Genomic DNA, 17,850 nt, shown 5'->3' on the forward strand with positions numbered 1-17,850 from the left:
ATGATGAAGAAAACAGACATTTGCACCATAGAAAACTCAAAAATAACCGTCAACGAAGAAGTTATTTTCGAAAGCCCGGCTGAAACATTCTCAGAATTTGCCAAAGAAGCTTATAAAAGTTTAGAATTGAATTATCCAAAATTTCATAAAATGGATAATTTAAGCAAACTCGCTTTTCTCGCTTCCGAAATGATTTTAAAAGACGGAGATCACAGCAAAACAGCAATTGTTTTGGCCAACAGATCATCAAGTTTAGATACTGATTTTAAATATCAGGAAAGCATCAATTCTCAGGAAAATTTCTTCCCGAGCCCGGCTGTTTTTGTGTACACATTGCCCAACATCTGCGTCGGTGAAATTAGCATCAGACATACAATGCAGACAGAGAATGCTTTTTTTGTTTTGGATGAATTTGATGAAAACTTTTTAAATGATTACTCAGAACAGATCTTACAGTCAGGAAAGGCTGAAAAGGTACTCTGTGGCTGGGTAGAACTATATCAGGAAAATTACAAAGCTTTTGTATATTTGCTGACTACGTAATCTAACAATATAAAAATGTACCAGTTTACCAATTTTTAAATAATGCTAATAATTATTGTTACATTGTTAAACCGATACATTGATCAATTATAAATGAAATTTATTTATGGAAAACTTACAAACTGAATTGAAGCACAAAATTATCGAAGTACTTAACCTCGAAGACGTTTCTGTAGAAGAAATCAAAGATACTGACCCGTTGTTCGGAGGCGGTTTAGGATTAGATTCTATCGACGCTTTAGAGTTGATCGTTCTTCTTGACAAAGACTACGGAATAAAATTAGCCGATCCTAAAAAAGGAAAGGAAATTTTTCAATCTATCGATACGATGGCAAAATTCATCGAAGAAAACAGAACAAAATAAATTAATCTACCAATGTATCAATTTAACAGTCTAGCAATTATTGGTAAACTGTTAAATTGATACATTGTTACATTATAAAATAAAATGAGTCAAAAAATTGCCATAACAGGAATGGGCATCATTTCTTCTATCGGAAACAATGTGGAAGAAAATTTTATTTCGTTAAAAACCGGAAAACACGGAATTTCAGACATCCAATTGTTTGAGACTCGTCACACCGGAAATATTAAAACCGGCGAGATAAAATTATCTAATGAAGAACTGGTACAAAAACTTCAGCTTAATGAAGATAACAACGTGACCAGAACTGCTTTATTAGGTATGGTTGCTGCAAAAGAAGCTGTAGAAAGTGCCGGAATATCAGATATTAACGGCTACAAAACGGGTTTGATTTCTTCAACAAGCGTTGGCGGAATGGATATCACCGAAAAATATTTCTACACTTACGAAGATTTCCCTGAAAAGCAAAAATATATAGACTCTCATGATGCCGGAAATTCATCATTAGCGATTGCAGATTATTTAGATCTGAAAGGCATGGTTTCTACCATCAGTACGGCTTGTTCTTCAGCCGCCAACGCTATTATGATGGGCGCAAAATTGATTAAAAATGGAGTCTTGGATCGTGTGATTGTCGGCGGAACAGATTCTCTTTCAAAATTTACTTTGAATGGGTTCGGTACGCTGATGATTCTTACCGATTCTTATAATACGCCTTTTGATAATGACAGAAAAGGATTAAACCTCGGAGAAGCAGCCGCTTTTCTGGTATTGGAATCTGATGAAATTGTAAAAAAAGAAAATAAAAAAGTACTCGGTTATCTTTCAGGCTATGGAAATGCCAATGATGCCCACCATCAAACCGCTTCTTCGGAAAATGGGCAAGGCGCATTTCTGGCGATGGAAAAAGCATTGAAAGTTTCAGGTTTACAGAAAGAAAACATCAATTATATCAACGCTCACGGAACCGCAACTCCGAATAATGATTTATCGGAAGGAATTGCGATGATCAGACTCTTTGGTGAAAACAATGTGCCGGAATTCAGCTCTACAAAAGCATTTACAGGTCATACTTTAGCTGCTGCTGCAGGAATTGAAGCCGTATATTCATTATTGGCCATTCAAAATAATATCATTTTTCCCAATTTGAATTTTAAGACGAAGATGGAAGAATTTGATCTAACTCCCGTTACCGAATTAAAAGAGAAAAATATCGATCATGTACTTTCCAATTCGTTTGGTTTTGGAGGAAATTGTTCAACCTTAATTTTCTCAAAATCATGAGTGCAGTTTATATCAACAGTGCAGCCTGTATTTCAGTTCAGGACACTTTAAATGAAAGTTTCATTCAAAATCTTTCGCCTGAAAATTCAATTCAGGTTGTAAAAGCTATTGAACCTAATTACAAAGAATTCATTCCTCCCGCGATGAGCAGAAGAATGTCTAAAACGGTAAAAATGAGTTCGGTAGCCTCAAAATACGCTTTAAAAGAAGCCGGAATTGAAAATCCTGATGCGATTATTGTAGGAACAGGAATGGGTTGCTCACAAGACTCTGAAAAGTTTTTAAAAAATGTGATTGATAATAATGAAGAGTTTCTGACCCCTACTTTTTTCATTCAATCCACTCACAATACGGTGGCCGGGCAAATTGCTTTAGCCTTACAATGCCACGCTTATAATTTCACGTATGTGAATACTTCTTCTTCATTAGAATTCTCTATGTTAGACGCCAAACTTCAAATTAATGATGGTGAAGCTGACAATGTTTTGGTAGGTTCAACAGACGAACAGACCGAAAGAACAATGGAATTGTATAAATTAAACAAAACCATTAAAAAAGAAGAAAATCTTCCCGTTGATTATTTACATTCAACAACAGAAGGTGTTATTTGGGGAGAAGGCTCAAGTTTTTTTGTTTTAGGAAAAGAGAAGAGGGAAAATTCTTACGCTCAATTGAGCGATATTAAAATCAGCAATAGACTAGAACAGGATGAAATTCAAAGCTTTATCGGAGATTTTCTAACGAAAAACAATCTTACCTTTGAAGAAATTGATGCTGTCATTTTAGGCTTCAGTGGAGATTCCACATCGGATGCTTATTATACAAATGCCATGGATTTATTTTCAAATTCAGCTTTACTTTATTACAAGCATTTAAGTGGAGAATTTAATACAGCAAGTGGTTTCTCAACATTTATGGCTTGTCATATTTTGAAAGATCAGCAGATTCCGGTAGTGATGATGATTAATTCTGTAAAGAAAGAGGAGATTAAAAATATTCTGCTTTATAATCATTTAGGAGGAAGTGATCATAGTTTGGTTTTGTTGGAGAGAGTTTAGTTTTTACGTAGAGAATTAAGGCGCTCTGTTTGTCATTCTGACGGAGGAAGAATCTCAACATCAATATTAGATTCTTCATTTCGCTTTGCTACATTCAGAATGACAGAGCGAATGTACAGATTGAGAAAATTTTATACCAAAAACTCAAAATAATAAAAAGATGAAACACTATCTATTTATCCTATTTTATCTTTTCTGCAATGTATTTATTCATGCATTTCATGGGACTTTTTGGGTGTATTTGTTTTGCTTTTTACTTTTTTCGGCGGTGGTTGTTTGGGGATCGTTTGATATCCAGTTAGGATATTTTGTCAATAGTTTGACTCGTAAAAGAACAAAAATCAAGGAAGTTGCTTTAACTTTCGATGATGGTCCGACTGAGTTTACCCCGAAATTTCTAGATCTATTAAAAGAAAACCAGATGAAAGCAACTTTTTTCTGCATCGGAAAACAGATTGAAAAATATCCCGAAACTTTCCAGAGAATTATTGCGGAAGGTCATACGATTGGAAACCATACTTTTTCTCATTCAAACAATACCGGATTCTTATCTACTCCAAAAATGGTTGAAGAGATTGAAAAATGCGACGAAATCATTTATAAAATTGGAAATATAAAGACCAATTTATACCGCCCTCCTTTTGGCGTTACCAATCCTAATATCGCTAAAGCGATCAGACAAACTCACAAAAAAAGCATCGGCTGGAATGTCCGTTCTTTAGATACGATCACCAATAACGAAAAGACAATTTATAAACGAGTTACAAAGAATCTAAAAAAAGGAAGCATCATTCTTCTTCACGACACCTCCGAAAAAACGTACAATGTGTTGAAAGATTTATTGCTATTTTTGAAGGATAAAAAATATTCAACTTTTACGGTTGATACCATTATTAAAAATCAAAACAATGATTAAAAATATTGCTTTCGGAGCATTTTTATTAGTTTCAGGTTTCTTTTTTGCTCAAAATACAGCAATGACGGGCGCTGAAGCAAAAGCTTTTATGACCAAAGTTTCATCTGAAACGAAAGAGATCAAAACATTACAAAGTGATTTTACCCAAACCAAAAAGATGGATTTTTTGGATAAAAATATTGTGACCTACGGAAGAATGTCTTTAAAAACACCAAGCATTCTAAGCTGGAAATATACAAAGCCTTATCAGTACAGTATTATCTTTAAGGACAATAAAATTTTCATCAACGACCAAGGAAAAAAATCTTCTGTGGATGCCAAAAGTAAAACCTTTGAAAAGATCAATAAACTGATTGTAGGCAGTTCAAACGGACAGATGTTCAATGATCCTGAATTTTCAGTGGCTTATTTAAAAAATGGAAACTACAACATCGCAAAATTTACTCCAAAATCTGCTCAATTATTGAAATATATTAAGCAAATTGAATTGAGTTTTCCTAAAGGTCAATCAACAGTTTCACAGGTCAATATGACGGAAGCTTCGGGAGATACTACTAATATTGTTTTCAAAAATACAAAGATCAATGCGCCGATTGCTGCCTCAGAGTTTTCTTTATAGTCTGATTTTTCTGCTGTTTGTTTCGTGTAAAACGTATCAGCTTGCAGATGTAAAATCAGTATCAAATTCTGAGAAAACAGTTGAAAATTTATACTTTTCTTCGAATGAAGATTACGTGTATAAATGTCAGATGGATATTTATAAAAACCATGTAAGCGGAATTTTAATTATTAAAAAACTCAATGACGCGACACACCGCGTTGTATTAACCTCTGATTTTGGAAATAAATTAATCGACTTTGAAATTTCTGAAGATAATTTTAAGCTTAATTATGTTTTAGCAGATTTAGATAAAAAGATTGTTATTAATTTTTTAAAGAATGATTTTCAGCAATTGTTAAAACAGAAATATCCTGTTACTGAAAGTTTTGAGAATGAAAAATCGAAAATTTATCTCTCAAAATTGGATAAGAAACAATATTATTTGTTCTTCAATAAAGAAAATGGCTTGCTAAATAAGATCATTTATACCAAAAATAACAAGGAAAAAATCGATTTCACTTTTGAAGCAAAAAAACATATCTTCGCGGATATTTTGAATCTTCAACATAAAGATTTCAAGATCAATATAAAACTATTTCAAATAACCGAAGCCCAATAAATTATTCATGAAAAAATTAACTTTTCTGTTTATTGTCCTCATATCAAGCTTGTCTTTTGCACAGGTTACGTTTACGCCCGGAGTAAGAGGCGGAGTAAATTTTGCAAAATTTACAGAAACTGACGCCGGCATTTACAATTGGTTTGAAGCAAGTGATAATTATTGGGCAGATGAAGAAAAGGTACAAACGCGTTATATTACAGACTTTTATGTCGGTGCATTCGGTACAATCAGGTTTTCTAAGCTATATGCTTTGCAGCCGGAGATCAATTATTCTAGACAGGGAACAATTATGAAGACAAGCACTCAGGAAGTAAAATCTGAGCTTTCTTATATTTCACTTCAGGCGGTAAATAAGTTTTATTTGAAGAAATTTAATTTACATGCCGGATTAAGTATTGATCTTTTGATCAGCGACAAAAATTTTGATCCTTACAATAAAAAAACTACCGACCTCGGAATTTTGGTTGGCGCAGGTTATGATATTACTAAAAACTTCGGTATCGAAGCAAGATTTAAAAAAGGTATGATTGCCCAGATAAAAACGACGAGTGAAGATCACACAAATCTACTTTTCCAAGCGGGAGTTTACTATACATTTAACATGAAAAAATAATTTTATGCAGACTATTCTTACAGACTTTTATACCTTACAATCATCCGAAAAAGAAGAAAACGGACGCTTCATCGCGAATATCAGTTTAAATAAAGAGCATGATATTTTTAACGGACATTTTCCGGGAAACCCTGTAACTCCGGGAGTTTGCATGATGCAGATCGTAAAAGAACTGACTGAAGAATTTACAGGCGCACAATTATTTTTAAAATCTGCTTCAAATGTGAAATTCATGGCGATCATCAACCCGTTTGAAACACCTGATCTAACTTTACAATTGGATATTACTGAAAACGAAGATGAAGTTAAAGTAAAGAATACCACTTCTTTTGGCGAGACTATTGCATTAAAAATGTCGGTAAACTATAAAAAATTGACATCATGAAATTGATTCTATCATTCATCACTGCTTTTATTTTATTCTTTCAAACTGATTTGGAAGCATTAAGAAACAGCTATTCAAAGGCTAATTCATCCAACGAAAATACGCAGGCATTTATCAATACTGCCGAAAAACAGTCAGGTTCTGATGCTGTGACGAATGGTTATAAAGCTGCAGCACAGATCATGGAAGCCAAAATTGTTAAACACAACAGAAAAGCACTTGTAAAAGCCGGAGCCACCAATCTTGAAAGTATTATTAAATCAAATCCTAACAATATTGAATTAAGACTGATAAGATTAAGCGTTCAGGAAAATATCCCAAAAATCGTTGGATACAGAGGTGGTTTAAAAGATGATAAAGCATTCATTTTAAGCAATTACAGCAAGCAAAATGCAGCTATGAAAAGTTATATTAAAAAATTTGCTGTACAATCTAAAACCATGTCTGATACAGAAAAAGCATCATTAAAATAAAACAATGACCCTTCCTGAAGTACAGAATGCCATTTCCGAAAAGAAAACCTGCATTTTAATACCTACTTACAACAACGAGAAAACTCTGAAAAGAGTGATTGATGGTGTTTTAGATTATACCGAAAATATCATCGTGATCAACGATGGTTCTACGGACTCCACAGCTCAAATTCTCGGTCATTACCCTCAAATCACAACTATTTCTCTGCCTGAAAATAAAGGAAAAGGAAATGGACTTAAAACAGGCTTCAGAAAGGCAAAAGAACTGGGTTTTAATTATGCAATAACGATTGATTCCGACGGACAACATTATCCAGATGACATTCCTGTTTTTGCGGAAGCTTTATTGAATGAAGAACATGACGTTTTACTCATCGGAAACCGAAATATGTCGCAAGACGGAATTCCGAAGAAAAGCAGTTTCGGAAATCGTTTTTCTAATTTTTGGTTTTGGTTTGAAACAGGAATCAAGCTTGAAGATACACAATCCGGATATCGTTTATATCCTTTACATAAAATTCCGAAGAAATATTTTACTCCCAAATTTGAATTTGAGATTGAAATTATTGTAAGAACAGCCTGGAGACACGTTCCTGTAAAAAATGTTCCTATAAAAGTGTTGTATGATCCTGCGGAAAGGGTTTCGCATTTCAGGCCGTTCAAAGATTTTACGAGAATCAGTATTTTAAATACGATCTTGGTAACGATCACTTTGCTTTATATTATTCCGAGAAACTTCATTAATAATTTCAGAAAAAAAAGCTTTAAAAGGTTCATTAAAGAAGATGTTTTAGAAAGTGACGGAAGCAACCGTACAAAGGCTTTTTCTATTGCACTCGGAGTTTTTATAGGATTATCTCCGTTATGGGGATTTCAGACCTTATTAACTATTTCTCTGGCAGTTCTTTTTAAACTGAATAAAGTCTTGGCTTTTGTGGCTTCCAATGTGAGTATACCTCCATTAATTCCTTTTGTCATTGCCGCTTCCCTATTTCTGGGCGCTCCTTTTGTGCATGGCGACAGTAATATTTTAAGCAGTGAACTTAATTTTGAACTGATTAAAAATAATCTTCTTCAATACGTGATCGGAAGTATGATTTTGGCGACTACAATGTCTATGATTTTAGGAATAGGTACTTTTCTCTTTTTGAATAAAGTGAGTCCTAATAATAATTAATTCTACTCTTTTTTAAACAAAAACTGCAAAGCCTTTCGACCTTGCAGTGAGTTATGAAGAATAAATTATGTTTTATTTTTTCGTTAGTTTCTGAGAATATGTTTTACCGTTCTTATCAGTCAAAACAAGCATATAAACACCTGAATTTAATTGTTTAACAGAAATTGAATTTCTTTCAACCTTTGTTTGTAAAACCAGTCTGCCTGTCATTTCATACACTTTTGCCTCGGTCGGAGTAAAATCATTTTTAGATTTAAAATTGATGATATCATCACTCGGATTTGGATAAATAGTGAATGCTTCCTGAGTAGTCTGAATCTCTCTGGTATTTAAGAATGATCCTTCAACAACATTTAATGTTGTGTTTGGGGTTACATTATAAATCGTATCAACAATACCTGAAGGCCATTTTATCACAACTTTTGTGATTGCTGTAGCCTGACCGATTCCGAAATGAGCATTCAGTGTACTCATATTTCCAAATCCTGTTCCGCTCTGTACATCTCGGATTTGTTTTCCCCAAGCTCCGTAAATTTCAACTCTTGCTCCGATTCCGTTTCTGTTGCTTTGTGTTCCCTTTAAGGTTACTTTTAGCCATTTATTGGTATTTCCGGCATTCATTAGGATGGTATTTCCATTCTGAATATCAAGAAAACCATCATGATTCAAATCTCCAATCGGGCGTTTTGTTGCATTTAAACTGTAAGTACTGGCGTTCGGGATAAAAGTAAAATCACCATTTCCAAACATGATTGTATTTCCTGCACCTAAAACATCCAAAAATCCATCATTATCAAAATCATAAGCAATATATTCTCTGCTCAAAGCATTTACAGTGTCATAACCTGAGCCTGTTGATTTATCGGTAAATGTACCGTCTCCGTTATTCTTCATCACTTTGCTTAGGCCATTGCTTGTAGAATTGATTCCTATTAAAGCATCCATCCATCCGTCATTATTAAAATCTCCCCAAGCAGCAGACCATGTCTGGGTAGGATTAGCCATATTCGCAGTAAGAGCAACGTTGGTGAAAGTTCCGTTTCCGTTATTTCTGTGCAGTTCATCAATATTTCCTCCGGGACCGGAACCTCCTCCACTGCATTTCGCGATGTATAAATCCATATCACCGTCATTATCATAATCAATCCAGATAGAACCGTAATTTCCGCCGGAAGGGAAATCTCCCATTCCTCCCTGATTATGATTCATATTTGTTCCGTCATTCATATAATATCTGTTCGGAGCATTATCATCACAAACGAAAGCATCCAGTTTTCCGTCATTATTGATATCTATAAAATTCGTTCTCTGAACTAAAAAAGATTGAGGTTTTCTATCTGCAGTAAAGGCCGTTCCGTCAGCACTGGATTTCAAAAAAGCGATCCCGCTCCCAGAACCATACACGAGATCATTAAAGCCATTATTATCGTAATCTCCGGCAGCAATACTCCATGAAGGCAATACTGTCGTATTGGGAATTGTATACGTAACATCATTGAATCCGCCTCCCTGTTTTTGATACGAGATAACGATTTGAGTATTATTTACAACAGAAACGATATCATCTAAATAATCTCCGTTCATATCTACCACACAGTTATTGTAACTACCGGCTACTGTAACCGGCTGAGAAGTAAATGAAAGTCGATTGATAACAGGCGCCGATTCAGTTACATTAAAATTAAACCCTGAACCAGACCATCTGTTGTCGAACACTACATAATAGGTATTTCCCGCAACTGCTCCAAAGCTAACCTGTGAAGAAGTCCCGGAAGAGTCATCATTTGCTGCAATACATGCTAATGCTCCACAACTTCCTGAATATACCATCACTCTTGTATCTACATTTTGCCCTGTTACTACCGAAGAAACAGTAACATTCTTATTGGCGGTAGCTGTATATTTATACCATACCGCTGCTGATCCGAGAGTTCCCAAATTACAAACTGTGGATGGTGGCGTTCCTGTAACTGCAGGTGCTGTATATGTTCCTACCGTAAGATTTACTGCAGAAGCACATGTAAGTTGTGCTATTCCCCATGTTATATTAGATAATAAAACAAAAAAGGATAATTTTTTTCTCATATTCTTTCAGTTTGGTTATTCGTTTTTAAGGACAGTTTTGGTTGAGAGAATTGATCCATTGCTTTAAGAGTTCTACTCCTTCATCGTGCACGATAGTTCTCCCCAACAAAGGCATTCTATTACTCTCATCTACAGAATTAAGTCTAAAGCTCATCACCGATTTATTATGATTTCCCGGTGTTATAATCTTCTCTAATGAAGGACCTTGCGGTTCATCTGCCAGCACACAGACTCCCATATTGGTAAGATTGGTAGTTTGGCTAAAACTCAGGCGTATAGCACGATAATCACAGCGGGCATTCTGTTGATGGCAATGCGCGCAGTTTATATCTAAATAAGACCGTAATCTTATGTCTACAGGTTTGCTGGTATCTTTGTAATTAACTGTAGAAACAATATTAGAAGGATAACTTAAAAGATACCCTTCATTCACCAATTTTTGCAATTGATTTTTAACTCCTCCTTCGTAATTGTATGTTGTGTTAAGATTTTGAGGTTTTACACCGATAGGAACCGGCTTGTTGTCTAATTTATGACAGGCATAGCATTCTGATTCTGAAGGAATTCTGTAATCAATATTCATGACTTCATTATTCTCTTTTTTGAAAGTTAAGTTTTTAGAACTTCCACTTGTAAAATCAGTTCCGGTAACCAGATTGGCTTCTGTCTGTTCGTCATTCCACATATATTCGGCAAAAATCCAACCAGTTGATTTCCTTATCATTAATCGTGTTTCCAGTATTTTGGTCGTATTATTAGGCTGTACTGTATTATAGTAAAAGCTTTTTATTAAAACAGTTCCCACAGGAAAATTAAGGGTTTTATCGTCTGCGTCGTAAGTTGCTTTTACACCTTGAGGCATCCAGATAAATCTCTTTTTAAGAGCGTAATCGGTAAACAGGGAACTTGCAGGCTCATAAGGAATTACCTTGCTTGATGGCGTTAAGTTTTTTAGTTCACCTGTGAAAAAAGCATAGGTTGATAATTTAGCGTAAGGAACCGCATTGATTTCAAAATTAACAAAAGAACTCTCTACTTCTACTCCTTCCATCTTCTCATCTTTACAAGAAAACAGCATCAATAAAAATATAAGAGATAAAAAATAGTTTTTTCTCATCCGTTTCATGGTTTTAAGGAAACGAATATAAATAATAAACCAACTATACGCCAAATTTTTTCACATTAAAAAAGCGAAATCAATTAAAATAATAAAACAAAATAAACAATTAAAGATTAATAAATCAATATAAATACCATAAACACTTATAAAAACATAAAATATAGAAATTAAATAAAAAAAATCAGATCTATTGTTTATTATTGATAATTTGAGTTAAAATGTTAGCCTTACTTATTTTAAAATAAACTGAGCCAAATCTTTTAAAAATGCTTCATCAACATTTCCTTTAACCTCATACTCTTCCCAAGAAGCAACTCCAGAATGTTTAGCAAAAAAATGATTTAAAGAGGGATATAATTTGAACTCTGCTGATTTATTGTTTTTTAACTCATTTTTCCAAAGATTAAAATCTTTTTCTGTCACCTGATAATCTCTTTCGCCTTGTGCAAAAAACATTGGTACATTAATTTTTTTTATTAAATCGAGCGGTTTATAATCAAGTAATGACTTCCAATACGAAGCAGGTAAATCAAATGGAAGTTCCGATTTCTTAACGTCTAAATTAAATTTATCCGAGTTTAAAAACTCTACTTTCTTTTTAATATTCTGAACATCTTCAATTGGAATTTTCGAAGGAACAACTTTATGAAGATACTCAAACTGGTCAACAATAATATCTTGCAACGGTCTAGCATTTCCTGCCATGAAAATATATTTTGAAGCCTGAGCCTTTTCTGCAATTTTAGGCATTAAATAAGCACCTTGACTATGTCCTAAAATTATAATTTGATATCCTTTAAAACTTTCATTTGCCTTAAAATAATTCGCAACATTTACAGCATCGTTGATGGTTTCCTGCTCAACGGTAGATTGGTCATTAAAAGTTTCAGGATTTGAATATGTTCTCTTGTCATATCTGTAAGAAGAAATTCCATTTTTGAAAAAATACTCTGCAATATCTTTGAAAGGTTTGTTCTCACCAATCGTTTCGTCTCTGTCTTGAGGGCCTGAACCATGTATGAAAATAACTAATTTCTTTTGATCACCTTGCGTTGGCTGTAAAAGTGTACCTTTTAACTCAATATCATCGCTTTTTATTTTTAAAGCCTTTTTGTCATCCGCTTTATCAAAAGTTTTGTGAGGAATAAAATAAAAACCTATAATTTTATTTTCAGTATTAAACGTAATTTGAATATCCAGTTTGGATTTTTCAAAATCAGAATAAAAATAATACGTGTCTTTCTCGTTATTTACCTCAATAATACTTTTAAATTCACCCATTTGCCCTTGAATTTGTGGATAAAGCTCTTTGAGATCATTCACAGAAACATGAGAAGCAACTAAAGGGTCAAAATACGCATGCGCTTTTTCTGCATTATGATCAGTAAATAGACTCTTGATAAAACTTCCTCCAATATCTGATCTAGACTGAGAAAAAAGGAATAGCGAAGTAAAAATTAAAATGGCAACTAAAAGTTTTTTCATATTAAAATTATTTATAAACAACATCCGAGAACAACAAAAGTGTTGTAAAAATAGTAACAAATATCGCAATAATCACCAAAACTAACTGTACTGTAAAAGTTTCTTTCTTGTGGTTTTCATCTTTATTCTCAAAAGTAAAATTGATTTTCCCCGGATTTTTGATGATTTTCCAAATGAACAATAAAATGATCAGATTTAATATAATAGGAGAAAAAAGGAATAATTTGCTTCCGGATCCGCCTGTCGTTTTTCCATAACCTTGAATAGGAATAATGTCCGGAATTGAACTGTATTTGCTCACCAAATACACAGAATAGCAAACGATTATCGCGAAAGGTATAGAAAATAAATACCGTATACTTTTAGGAATCATTTTAATTTTTTTAGCGTTTTCTTCAAATATTCCTCAACATTTTCTTTATCGGGAACGGTTGTAATTTCTTTTGTCAATGCCTTTTCAAATTGAATTTTTCCTTTAGAATAATCTTTTTTATTGAAATAATACTTTCCTGCCTGATAATATAAGAACCAAAAATCAGGATTTAAAGATTGATAATTATTGATAAATTCATCAGAAAGAGTTTGCTGTTTATCATCAATCGCATCTTCAATCTGAGAACTCAATTTTTTATATTCTTCGTAATTTTTGTACTCTTGAGAATCAATAAAAGTATCTTTAGCAATATTTAAATCTGACTTTGCGAATTCACCGTTTTTTAATCTTTTTTCAGAAAAAATTTCGTTTAAATCATAACATACAAATTCTCCCAACTGATAAGGATTCGCAGAAACCCAGACCAACTTTTTCTGAGGCGAAAAAATCACGGCATGATGTGCCAATAACTGATTAATTGCCTTTTCATTTCCATAACCGATCTTTTCTCCTTTCAAACCGGATTTATCTCTTAAAATAGCAGCCATTTTTTCAGGATTCAGTTGCTTATTTTCCTCTAAAAGCTCCTGAAGTTTTTCGTAACGGTATTCAGAATGGCTTTCCAGAATATGTTTCTGGTTTCTTTTATCATTTTTATAAGCTTCTGACTGAAAATGATTTGTACAAAAAATACGACTTGTATTTTCCACTTTGTAAACTCCAAAATTATCCGGTGAAACTTCAATAATCACTGCATTTTTGTCATTAGCGCTTCCTACCAAAATAGATTCAGAAACAAAAACCTTTCTCTTTTTCGCAATCGCAATGGCTTCATCGATGTTTTTCGCGTATTGTAAAATTTCTCGTGTCACCAAGGAAATGGGAGTCTTTGCTGTTAAAGGAATTTTAGATTTTCCGGCATTGATTGTCACCGTAATTCCCTCTTTATTCATCCCCGAAACCACACCGATCATTCCCGGCCAACTTACAGACATATAAGGAATTCCTTGCTCAGGCTCTACAAATTCTATTAATTTATTTTTAGCAAAATCGTCTCCAACATAAAAATCGAAATTTCTCCCGATCAAAAGATCTCCATCTTCCGTATTTTCATTCCAAACCGCAAGAGAAGTACAGCCAACGACCATCAAATCCTGCATCGCGTGCCCAATATCGTGGGCGCCGTGTAAGTATAAGCTTCGTAAATATTTAGGTGCAATAAAATTATATTTATCGGATGCATATTGAGACAACCCAAACAATTCTGCCTGATAATCCTCCCTTACATTGAGATACATTTTTCGGTTGTACCATTTTAAAAAACCTCTCAATATCTTTTGCTTAAACTTCGACGGAACAAAACCTTCTACTTTTGAAAAGAAAATTTCTTCCTGTTTCTGCATTAAATTTTGAGTCAATGCTCCATTGTTATAACCTAACTGTAAAGGGTTTCCTTTAATATACAACTCCCAAAGCTGCTGTTTGTTTTTGGTTAAATAATTTTGATTAAAACTAAAAGTAGAGTCATTAATTTTATCGACTTTCGGTATTTCTAATGAATATTGCTTTACGTCGGGAACGTGTTTTATTGATTTTCTGACACCACAAGAGGTGAGATTAATTATTAGAAATAAATAAAATAAAGTTTTTATTTTTCGATATTTGTCATTCTGACGAAAGGAAGAATCTCTTTTTACAATTTTAGATTCTTCATTACGCGTTGCTCCATTCAGAATGACAGACTGTATATTATTTTTCACTTTTATTCTTATTAATCATTTGTGCCAAACGCCCATCAATAAGCTCTTTGCCCAAAATTTCAGCGCAAGTATTGAATGCGCCGATCGTACAGCCCAAAATCCCGTGCATATTGACGGATTGCCCTGTGAGAAAGAGATTATTGATTTTAGTTCTCGGAGAAACCATTGTTTTTAAAGGATTTTCCGAAATTTTCATATATCCGTACATATTTCCTTCAAAACTTCCGATATAATCACGGTAAGATAACGGAGAAGAGGTGTACACTTTTTTAATAGACTGTCGCAGATCTGGAATTTTCTTTTCCAGCGCATCAATCATTTTTTCTGCTTTTTCAAGCTTGAATTTTTCATATTGCTGGCCTCTTTCCTCTTCATCAGCAAACGTATTGAAAGTATTTTGCCAATCCTTAACTTCATCAAAATCCATGTATGAAATTGCGGTTAAACTTTCAGCAAACTCAGGATCATGCTTTGATTGCGTTGAAGAAAGCATATACGTTTCCGGCCAGTCTTCTTTTTTGTATTGATAAGCATTCCAAACGAGATCCTCCGAAGAATAATGATACAGATTATAGTTGAAATTCGGAAGTGAATGCGGTTTTAAGACTAAATAAACACTAAAACATGAAGAAACAGGTTCCCAACTTAAAACTCTGTTTAAAAAGGATTTTTTCAACCTTTCTTCACCAATCAGTTTAATGGTTGAACGAATTTCAATATTTGAAATAATCTGTTTCGCAGAATATTCTTTTCCCTCTTTGGTTTTTACGCCACTTAAAACTCCGCTTTCATTGAAGGTCATTGCAGAAACTTCGGAATGTTTATAAACCTCCGCGCCGTGTTCCCTTAATTTTTTAATTAATAATTTTGAGATCTGGCTTCCTCCTTTCCCACATTTGTAAGCACTTTGAATGTAAGAATTTACCGTCAAAGCATGAACATAAAACGGAACATTTTCCGAATCTCCCGCGTAGAGAAAATTTGAGCCCAATAAAACTGACTGTAATTTTTTATTCGAAGTAATCGATTCTATGAATCTTTTTGTATTTAAATGGAGAATTTCTTCATTATAACTATTGTTTCCGACAACATTATATCTCGGAAACAGGCTGCAAACCCGCTGAATTTCTTCACAATAATTTTCAAGATTTTCTTTTTCGTCCGGAAAATATTGAGATAATTGTTCAACAAAATTTTCGTAGCCCTGAGCATGAGGATATTCGATTTCATCATCATCGAAAGTGATTTTATCGTATCCGTCTTCATCCATTTTCTGAAGTTCGAGATCGTCTATGATTTCCAAATAAGAAAAGAATTGATGAAGATTTTGCCCTTTTGATAGTCCACCCAAATAATGAACTCCTGTATCGAAAATCAGTTTATCACGTGAAAATGTCTGTAAGTTTCCTCCGTATTGATTATTTTTCTCCAAGACACAGACTTTCAGACCTTCTTTCGCCAAAATTAGAGCCGAAACAAGACCTCCCAATCCACTGCCGATTACAAGTATGTCGTATTCTTTTTTCAAAGGAGAAAATGCGTTTTTTTTAAAGATAAGAAATTCGGAGATTAAAAGTAAGCAAGTTCTCTTTGTCATGCTGAAAGATCTCAACATCGCCTAGATTCCTACGGAATGACAAACTATGTGGATAGTAATTAGGTACAAAGAAAACTTAATAATTTTAACTTCTCAATCGATCTTATGCTTTGAGTTTTAAATATTAGTTTTCGAGGGTAAAAGTAGGAAATTAATCTATATCATCCCAAAAATCAAAGTAATTGAACCATTGAAGAGGATATTTTTTGATCATAGACTCCAAATTTTGAGTATAAGAGTTTAAAAGTCCCTGCGCATCTCGTTTTTTAACTTGCTGAGCGACTCTTGCATACAAGTGATAATGAAGATTTTTTTCCTTCATCACATACACGTACACAACGGGAACGCCTAACCGAGAAGCAATAAGGAAAGGTCCGGCAGGAAATTTCGCACTTTTTCCAAGAAGATCGCCTTCTAAAAACTTTGAACCTTCAAAATAACGGTCTCCTGTAAAACAAATCAATTCATTTTTTGACAACGCTTCATTGATGTCGAAAATATGCGACATATCGTCTTTTACGTAAATGAATTTGATATTGCTTTTTTTAACAGTAACACTTTCAAGGTATTCTTTTATTACTGTAACTTCCTGATCTGTTGTGACTAAATTAATCTGACAATCAAAATCAATATCCGCGAAAAAGTGTTCTGCAATTTCAAAATTTCCGATGTGAGCGCTGATCAAAACTCCGCCTTTTTTTTCGGCTAAAAGATTTTTGAGGTTTTCAACGCCGTCAAATTCGTAAGTATATTTTTCTCTTAGCCCTGCGGAAATAGCTGTTTTGTCAATCAAAACTGTTCCGAAAGTGAAATAACTTTTAAATAATGAAATCTTTGTTTTCCAAAATCCGTAATTCAGTCTTTTTTGAAAGTAATACGTAAAGTATTTGTTGCTGTTTTTTTCGAATATAAAGTAATATAAAGCAACAAAATAAAGTACAAAATATGAACTTCTGATCCCGATATTTCTAATACACCAGACGAAAATTCTGTAACCCAGAATTGTGCCTTTAGATTTACCTTTCCACTTGTTCATAATTTTAATTTAGCAATGTATCAGTCTAACAATGTAACAATATTTTAAACATTGGTAAACTGCTAGATTGCTATATTGTTAGAGTAAATTTTAATCGATAATTAAGCATTTTTCTCGGTGATCTTGTTTTGAATAGTCGAATAAAAATCGTCAAAAGTGACCATTTTCTTGAAGTCTGCTTCCCCTAATTTCACTCCGAAATTAGATTCGATAACTACAACCATATCAATATAATCTAAGCTGTCTAAGCCTAAAGTTGTTTTTAAGTTTGCTTCATTGCTGATTTCATCGCCGTCTACCTCGAATTCATTAACCAAAAAGTCGTTGACAATCGCAACAATTTTTTCCCTTTCCATGT

The 17,850-nt window shown here is 33.6% G+C and carries 19 protein-coding genes; 11 read left to right on the forward strand and 8 right to left on the reverse strand.

Going from position 1 to position 17,850, the window contains the following annotated elements:
- The 11 genes from BT156_RS14855 (at position 1) to BT156_RS14905 (ending at position 8,036) form a co-directional block, all read left to right on the forward strand.
- Positions 1-543, forward strand: a complete 543-nt coding sequence (locus BT156_RS14855; RefSeq protein ID WP_072411199.1) for a 3-oxoacyl-ACP synthase — start codon at positions 1-3, stop codon at positions 541-543.
- Between the two features lie 106 nt (positions 544-649).
- The gene (locus tag BT156_RS14860; RefSeq protein WP_072411202.1) at positions 650-907 is read left to right on the forward strand and encodes a phosphopantetheine-binding protein; all 258 of its coding nucleotides are present in this window, start codon (positions 650-652) and stop codon (positions 905-907) included.
- Between the two features lie 84 nt (positions 908-991).
- Positions 992-2,191 carry a beta-ketoacyl-[acyl-carrier-protein] synthase family protein gene (locus BT156_RS14865; RefSeq protein ID WP_072411204.1) on the forward strand — a complete coding sequence of 400 codons (1,200 nt, stop codon included), beginning with the start codon at positions 992-994 and terminating at the stop codon, positions 2,189-2,191.
- The gene (locus BT156_RS14870) at positions 2,188-3,249 is read left to right on the forward strand and encodes a beta-ketoacyl synthase N-terminal-like domain-containing protein (protein WP_072411206.1); all 1,062 of its coding nucleotides are present in this window, start codon (positions 2,188-2,190) and stop codon (positions 3,247-3,249) included. Before BT156_RS14865 ends, BT156_RS14870 begins: the two co-directional genes overlap by 4 nt.
- Positions 3,250-3,409: 160 nt before the next feature.
- Positions 3,410-4,165 (forward strand): polysaccharide deacetylase family protein, encoded by a 756-nt coding sequence (locus tag BT156_RS14875; RefSeq protein ID WP_072411208.1) that lies wholly within the window; start codon positions 3,410-3,412, stop codon positions 4,163-4,165.
- A complete protein-coding gene (locus tag BT156_RS14880) occupies positions 4,158-4,784 on the forward strand; it encodes a flexirubin biosynthesis/transport protein LolA2 (protein ID WP_072411210.1) in 627 nt (208 codons plus the stop codon). The genes BT156_RS14875 and BT156_RS14880 overlap by 8 nt, the downstream gene beginning before the upstream one ends.
- The gene (locus tag BT156_RS14885; RefSeq protein WP_072411212.1) at positions 4,750-5,385 is read left to right on the forward strand and encodes a flexirubin biosynthesis protein LolB2; all 636 of its coding nucleotides are present in this window, start codon (positions 4,750-4,752) and stop codon (positions 5,383-5,385) included. The genes BT156_RS14880 and BT156_RS14885 overlap by 35 nt, the downstream gene beginning before the upstream one ends.
- Before the next feature lie 7 nt (positions 5,386-5,392).
- Positions 5,393-6,001: a porin family protein gene (locus BT156_RS14890; RefSeq protein WP_072411213.1), complete on the forward strand. Its 609-nt coding sequence runs from the start codon at positions 5,393-5,395 to the stop codon at positions 5,999-6,001.
- A gap of 4 nt (positions 6,002-6,005) precedes the next feature.
- Positions 6,006-6,386, forward strand: coding sequence for an ApeI family dehydratase (locus tag BT156_RS14895; RefSeq protein WP_083582363.1), 381 nt, complete (start codon positions 6,006-6,008; stop codon positions 6,384-6,386).
- On the forward strand, positions 6,383-6,859 hold the full coding sequence (locus tag BT156_RS14900; protein ID WP_072411215.1) for a hypothetical protein: 477 nt from the start codon (positions 6,383-6,385) through the stop codon (positions 6,857-6,859). The genes BT156_RS14895 and BT156_RS14900 overlap by 4 nt, the downstream gene beginning before the upstream one ends.
- A gap of 4 nt (positions 6,860-6,863) precedes the next feature.
- The gene (locus BT156_RS14905) at positions 6,864-8,036 is read left to right on the forward strand and encodes a DUF2062 domain-containing protein (RefSeq protein ID WP_072411217.1); all 1,173 of its coding nucleotides are present in this window, start codon (positions 6,864-6,866) and stop codon (positions 8,034-8,036) included.
- 72 nt (positions 8,037-8,108) lie between these two features.
- Here BT156_RS14905 and BT156_RS14910 read toward each other — a convergent pair whose 3' ends face one another.
- The 8 genes from BT156_RS14910 to BT156_RS14945 form a co-directional block, all read right to left on the reverse strand.
- Entirely contained in the window at positions 8,109-10,121 is a 2,013-nt protein-coding gene (locus BT156_RS14910) for an FG-GAP-like repeat-containing protein (RefSeq protein ID WP_072411219.1), read from the reverse strand.
- Between the two features lie 25 nt (positions 10,122-10,146).
- Positions 10,147-11,238 carry a hypothetical protein gene (locus BT156_RS14915; protein ID WP_072411221.1) on the reverse strand — a complete coding sequence of 364 codons (1,092 nt, stop codon included), beginning with the start codon at positions 11,236-11,238 and terminating at the stop codon, positions 10,147-10,149.
- Between the two features lie 234 nt (positions 11,239-11,472).
- Positions 11,473-12,726: an alpha/beta hydrolase gene (locus BT156_RS14920; protein ID WP_072411357.1), complete on the reverse strand. Its 1,254-nt coding sequence runs from the start codon at positions 12,724-12,726 to the stop codon at positions 11,473-11,475.
- A gap of 7 nt (positions 12,727-12,733) precedes the next feature.
- The gene (locus BT156_RS14925) at positions 12,734-13,099 is read right to left on the reverse strand and encodes a hypothetical protein (protein WP_072411223.1); all 366 of its coding nucleotides are present in this window, start codon (positions 13,097-13,099) and stop codon (positions 12,734-12,736) included.
- Positions 13,096-14,751, reverse strand: a complete 1,656-nt coding sequence (locus tag BT156_RS14930; RefSeq protein WP_139255495.1) for a C45 family autoproteolytic acyltransferase/hydolase — start codon at positions 14,749-14,751, stop codon at positions 13,096-13,098. Before BT156_RS14930 ends, BT156_RS14925 begins: the two co-directional genes overlap by 4 nt.
- A 97-nt stretch (positions 14,752-14,848) precedes the next feature.
- Positions 14,849-16,387, reverse strand: coding sequence for a phytoene desaturase family protein (locus BT156_RS14935; protein ID WP_072411359.1), 1,539 nt, complete (start codon positions 16,385-16,387; stop codon positions 14,849-14,851).
- Positions 16,388-16,607: 220 nt separating this feature from the next.
- On the reverse strand, positions 16,608-17,492 hold the full coding sequence (locus BT156_RS14940) for an LpxL/LpxP family acyltransferase (RefSeq protein ID WP_072411225.1): 885 nt from the start codon (positions 17,490-17,492) through the stop codon (positions 16,608-16,610).
- A 101-nt stretch (positions 17,493-17,593) separates the two neighbouring features.
- Entirely contained in the window at positions 17,594-17,848 is a 255-nt protein-coding gene (locus tag BT156_RS14945) for an acyl carrier protein (RefSeq protein WP_066759632.1), read from the reverse strand.
- Positions 17,849-17,850: the final 2 nt, after the last annotated feature.

Source organism: Chryseobacterium limigenitum (assembly GCF_900114875.1).
Classification (GTDB): Bacteria; Bacteroidota; Bacteroidia; order Flavobacteriales; family Weeksellaceae; genus Chryseobacterium; species Chryseobacterium limigenitum.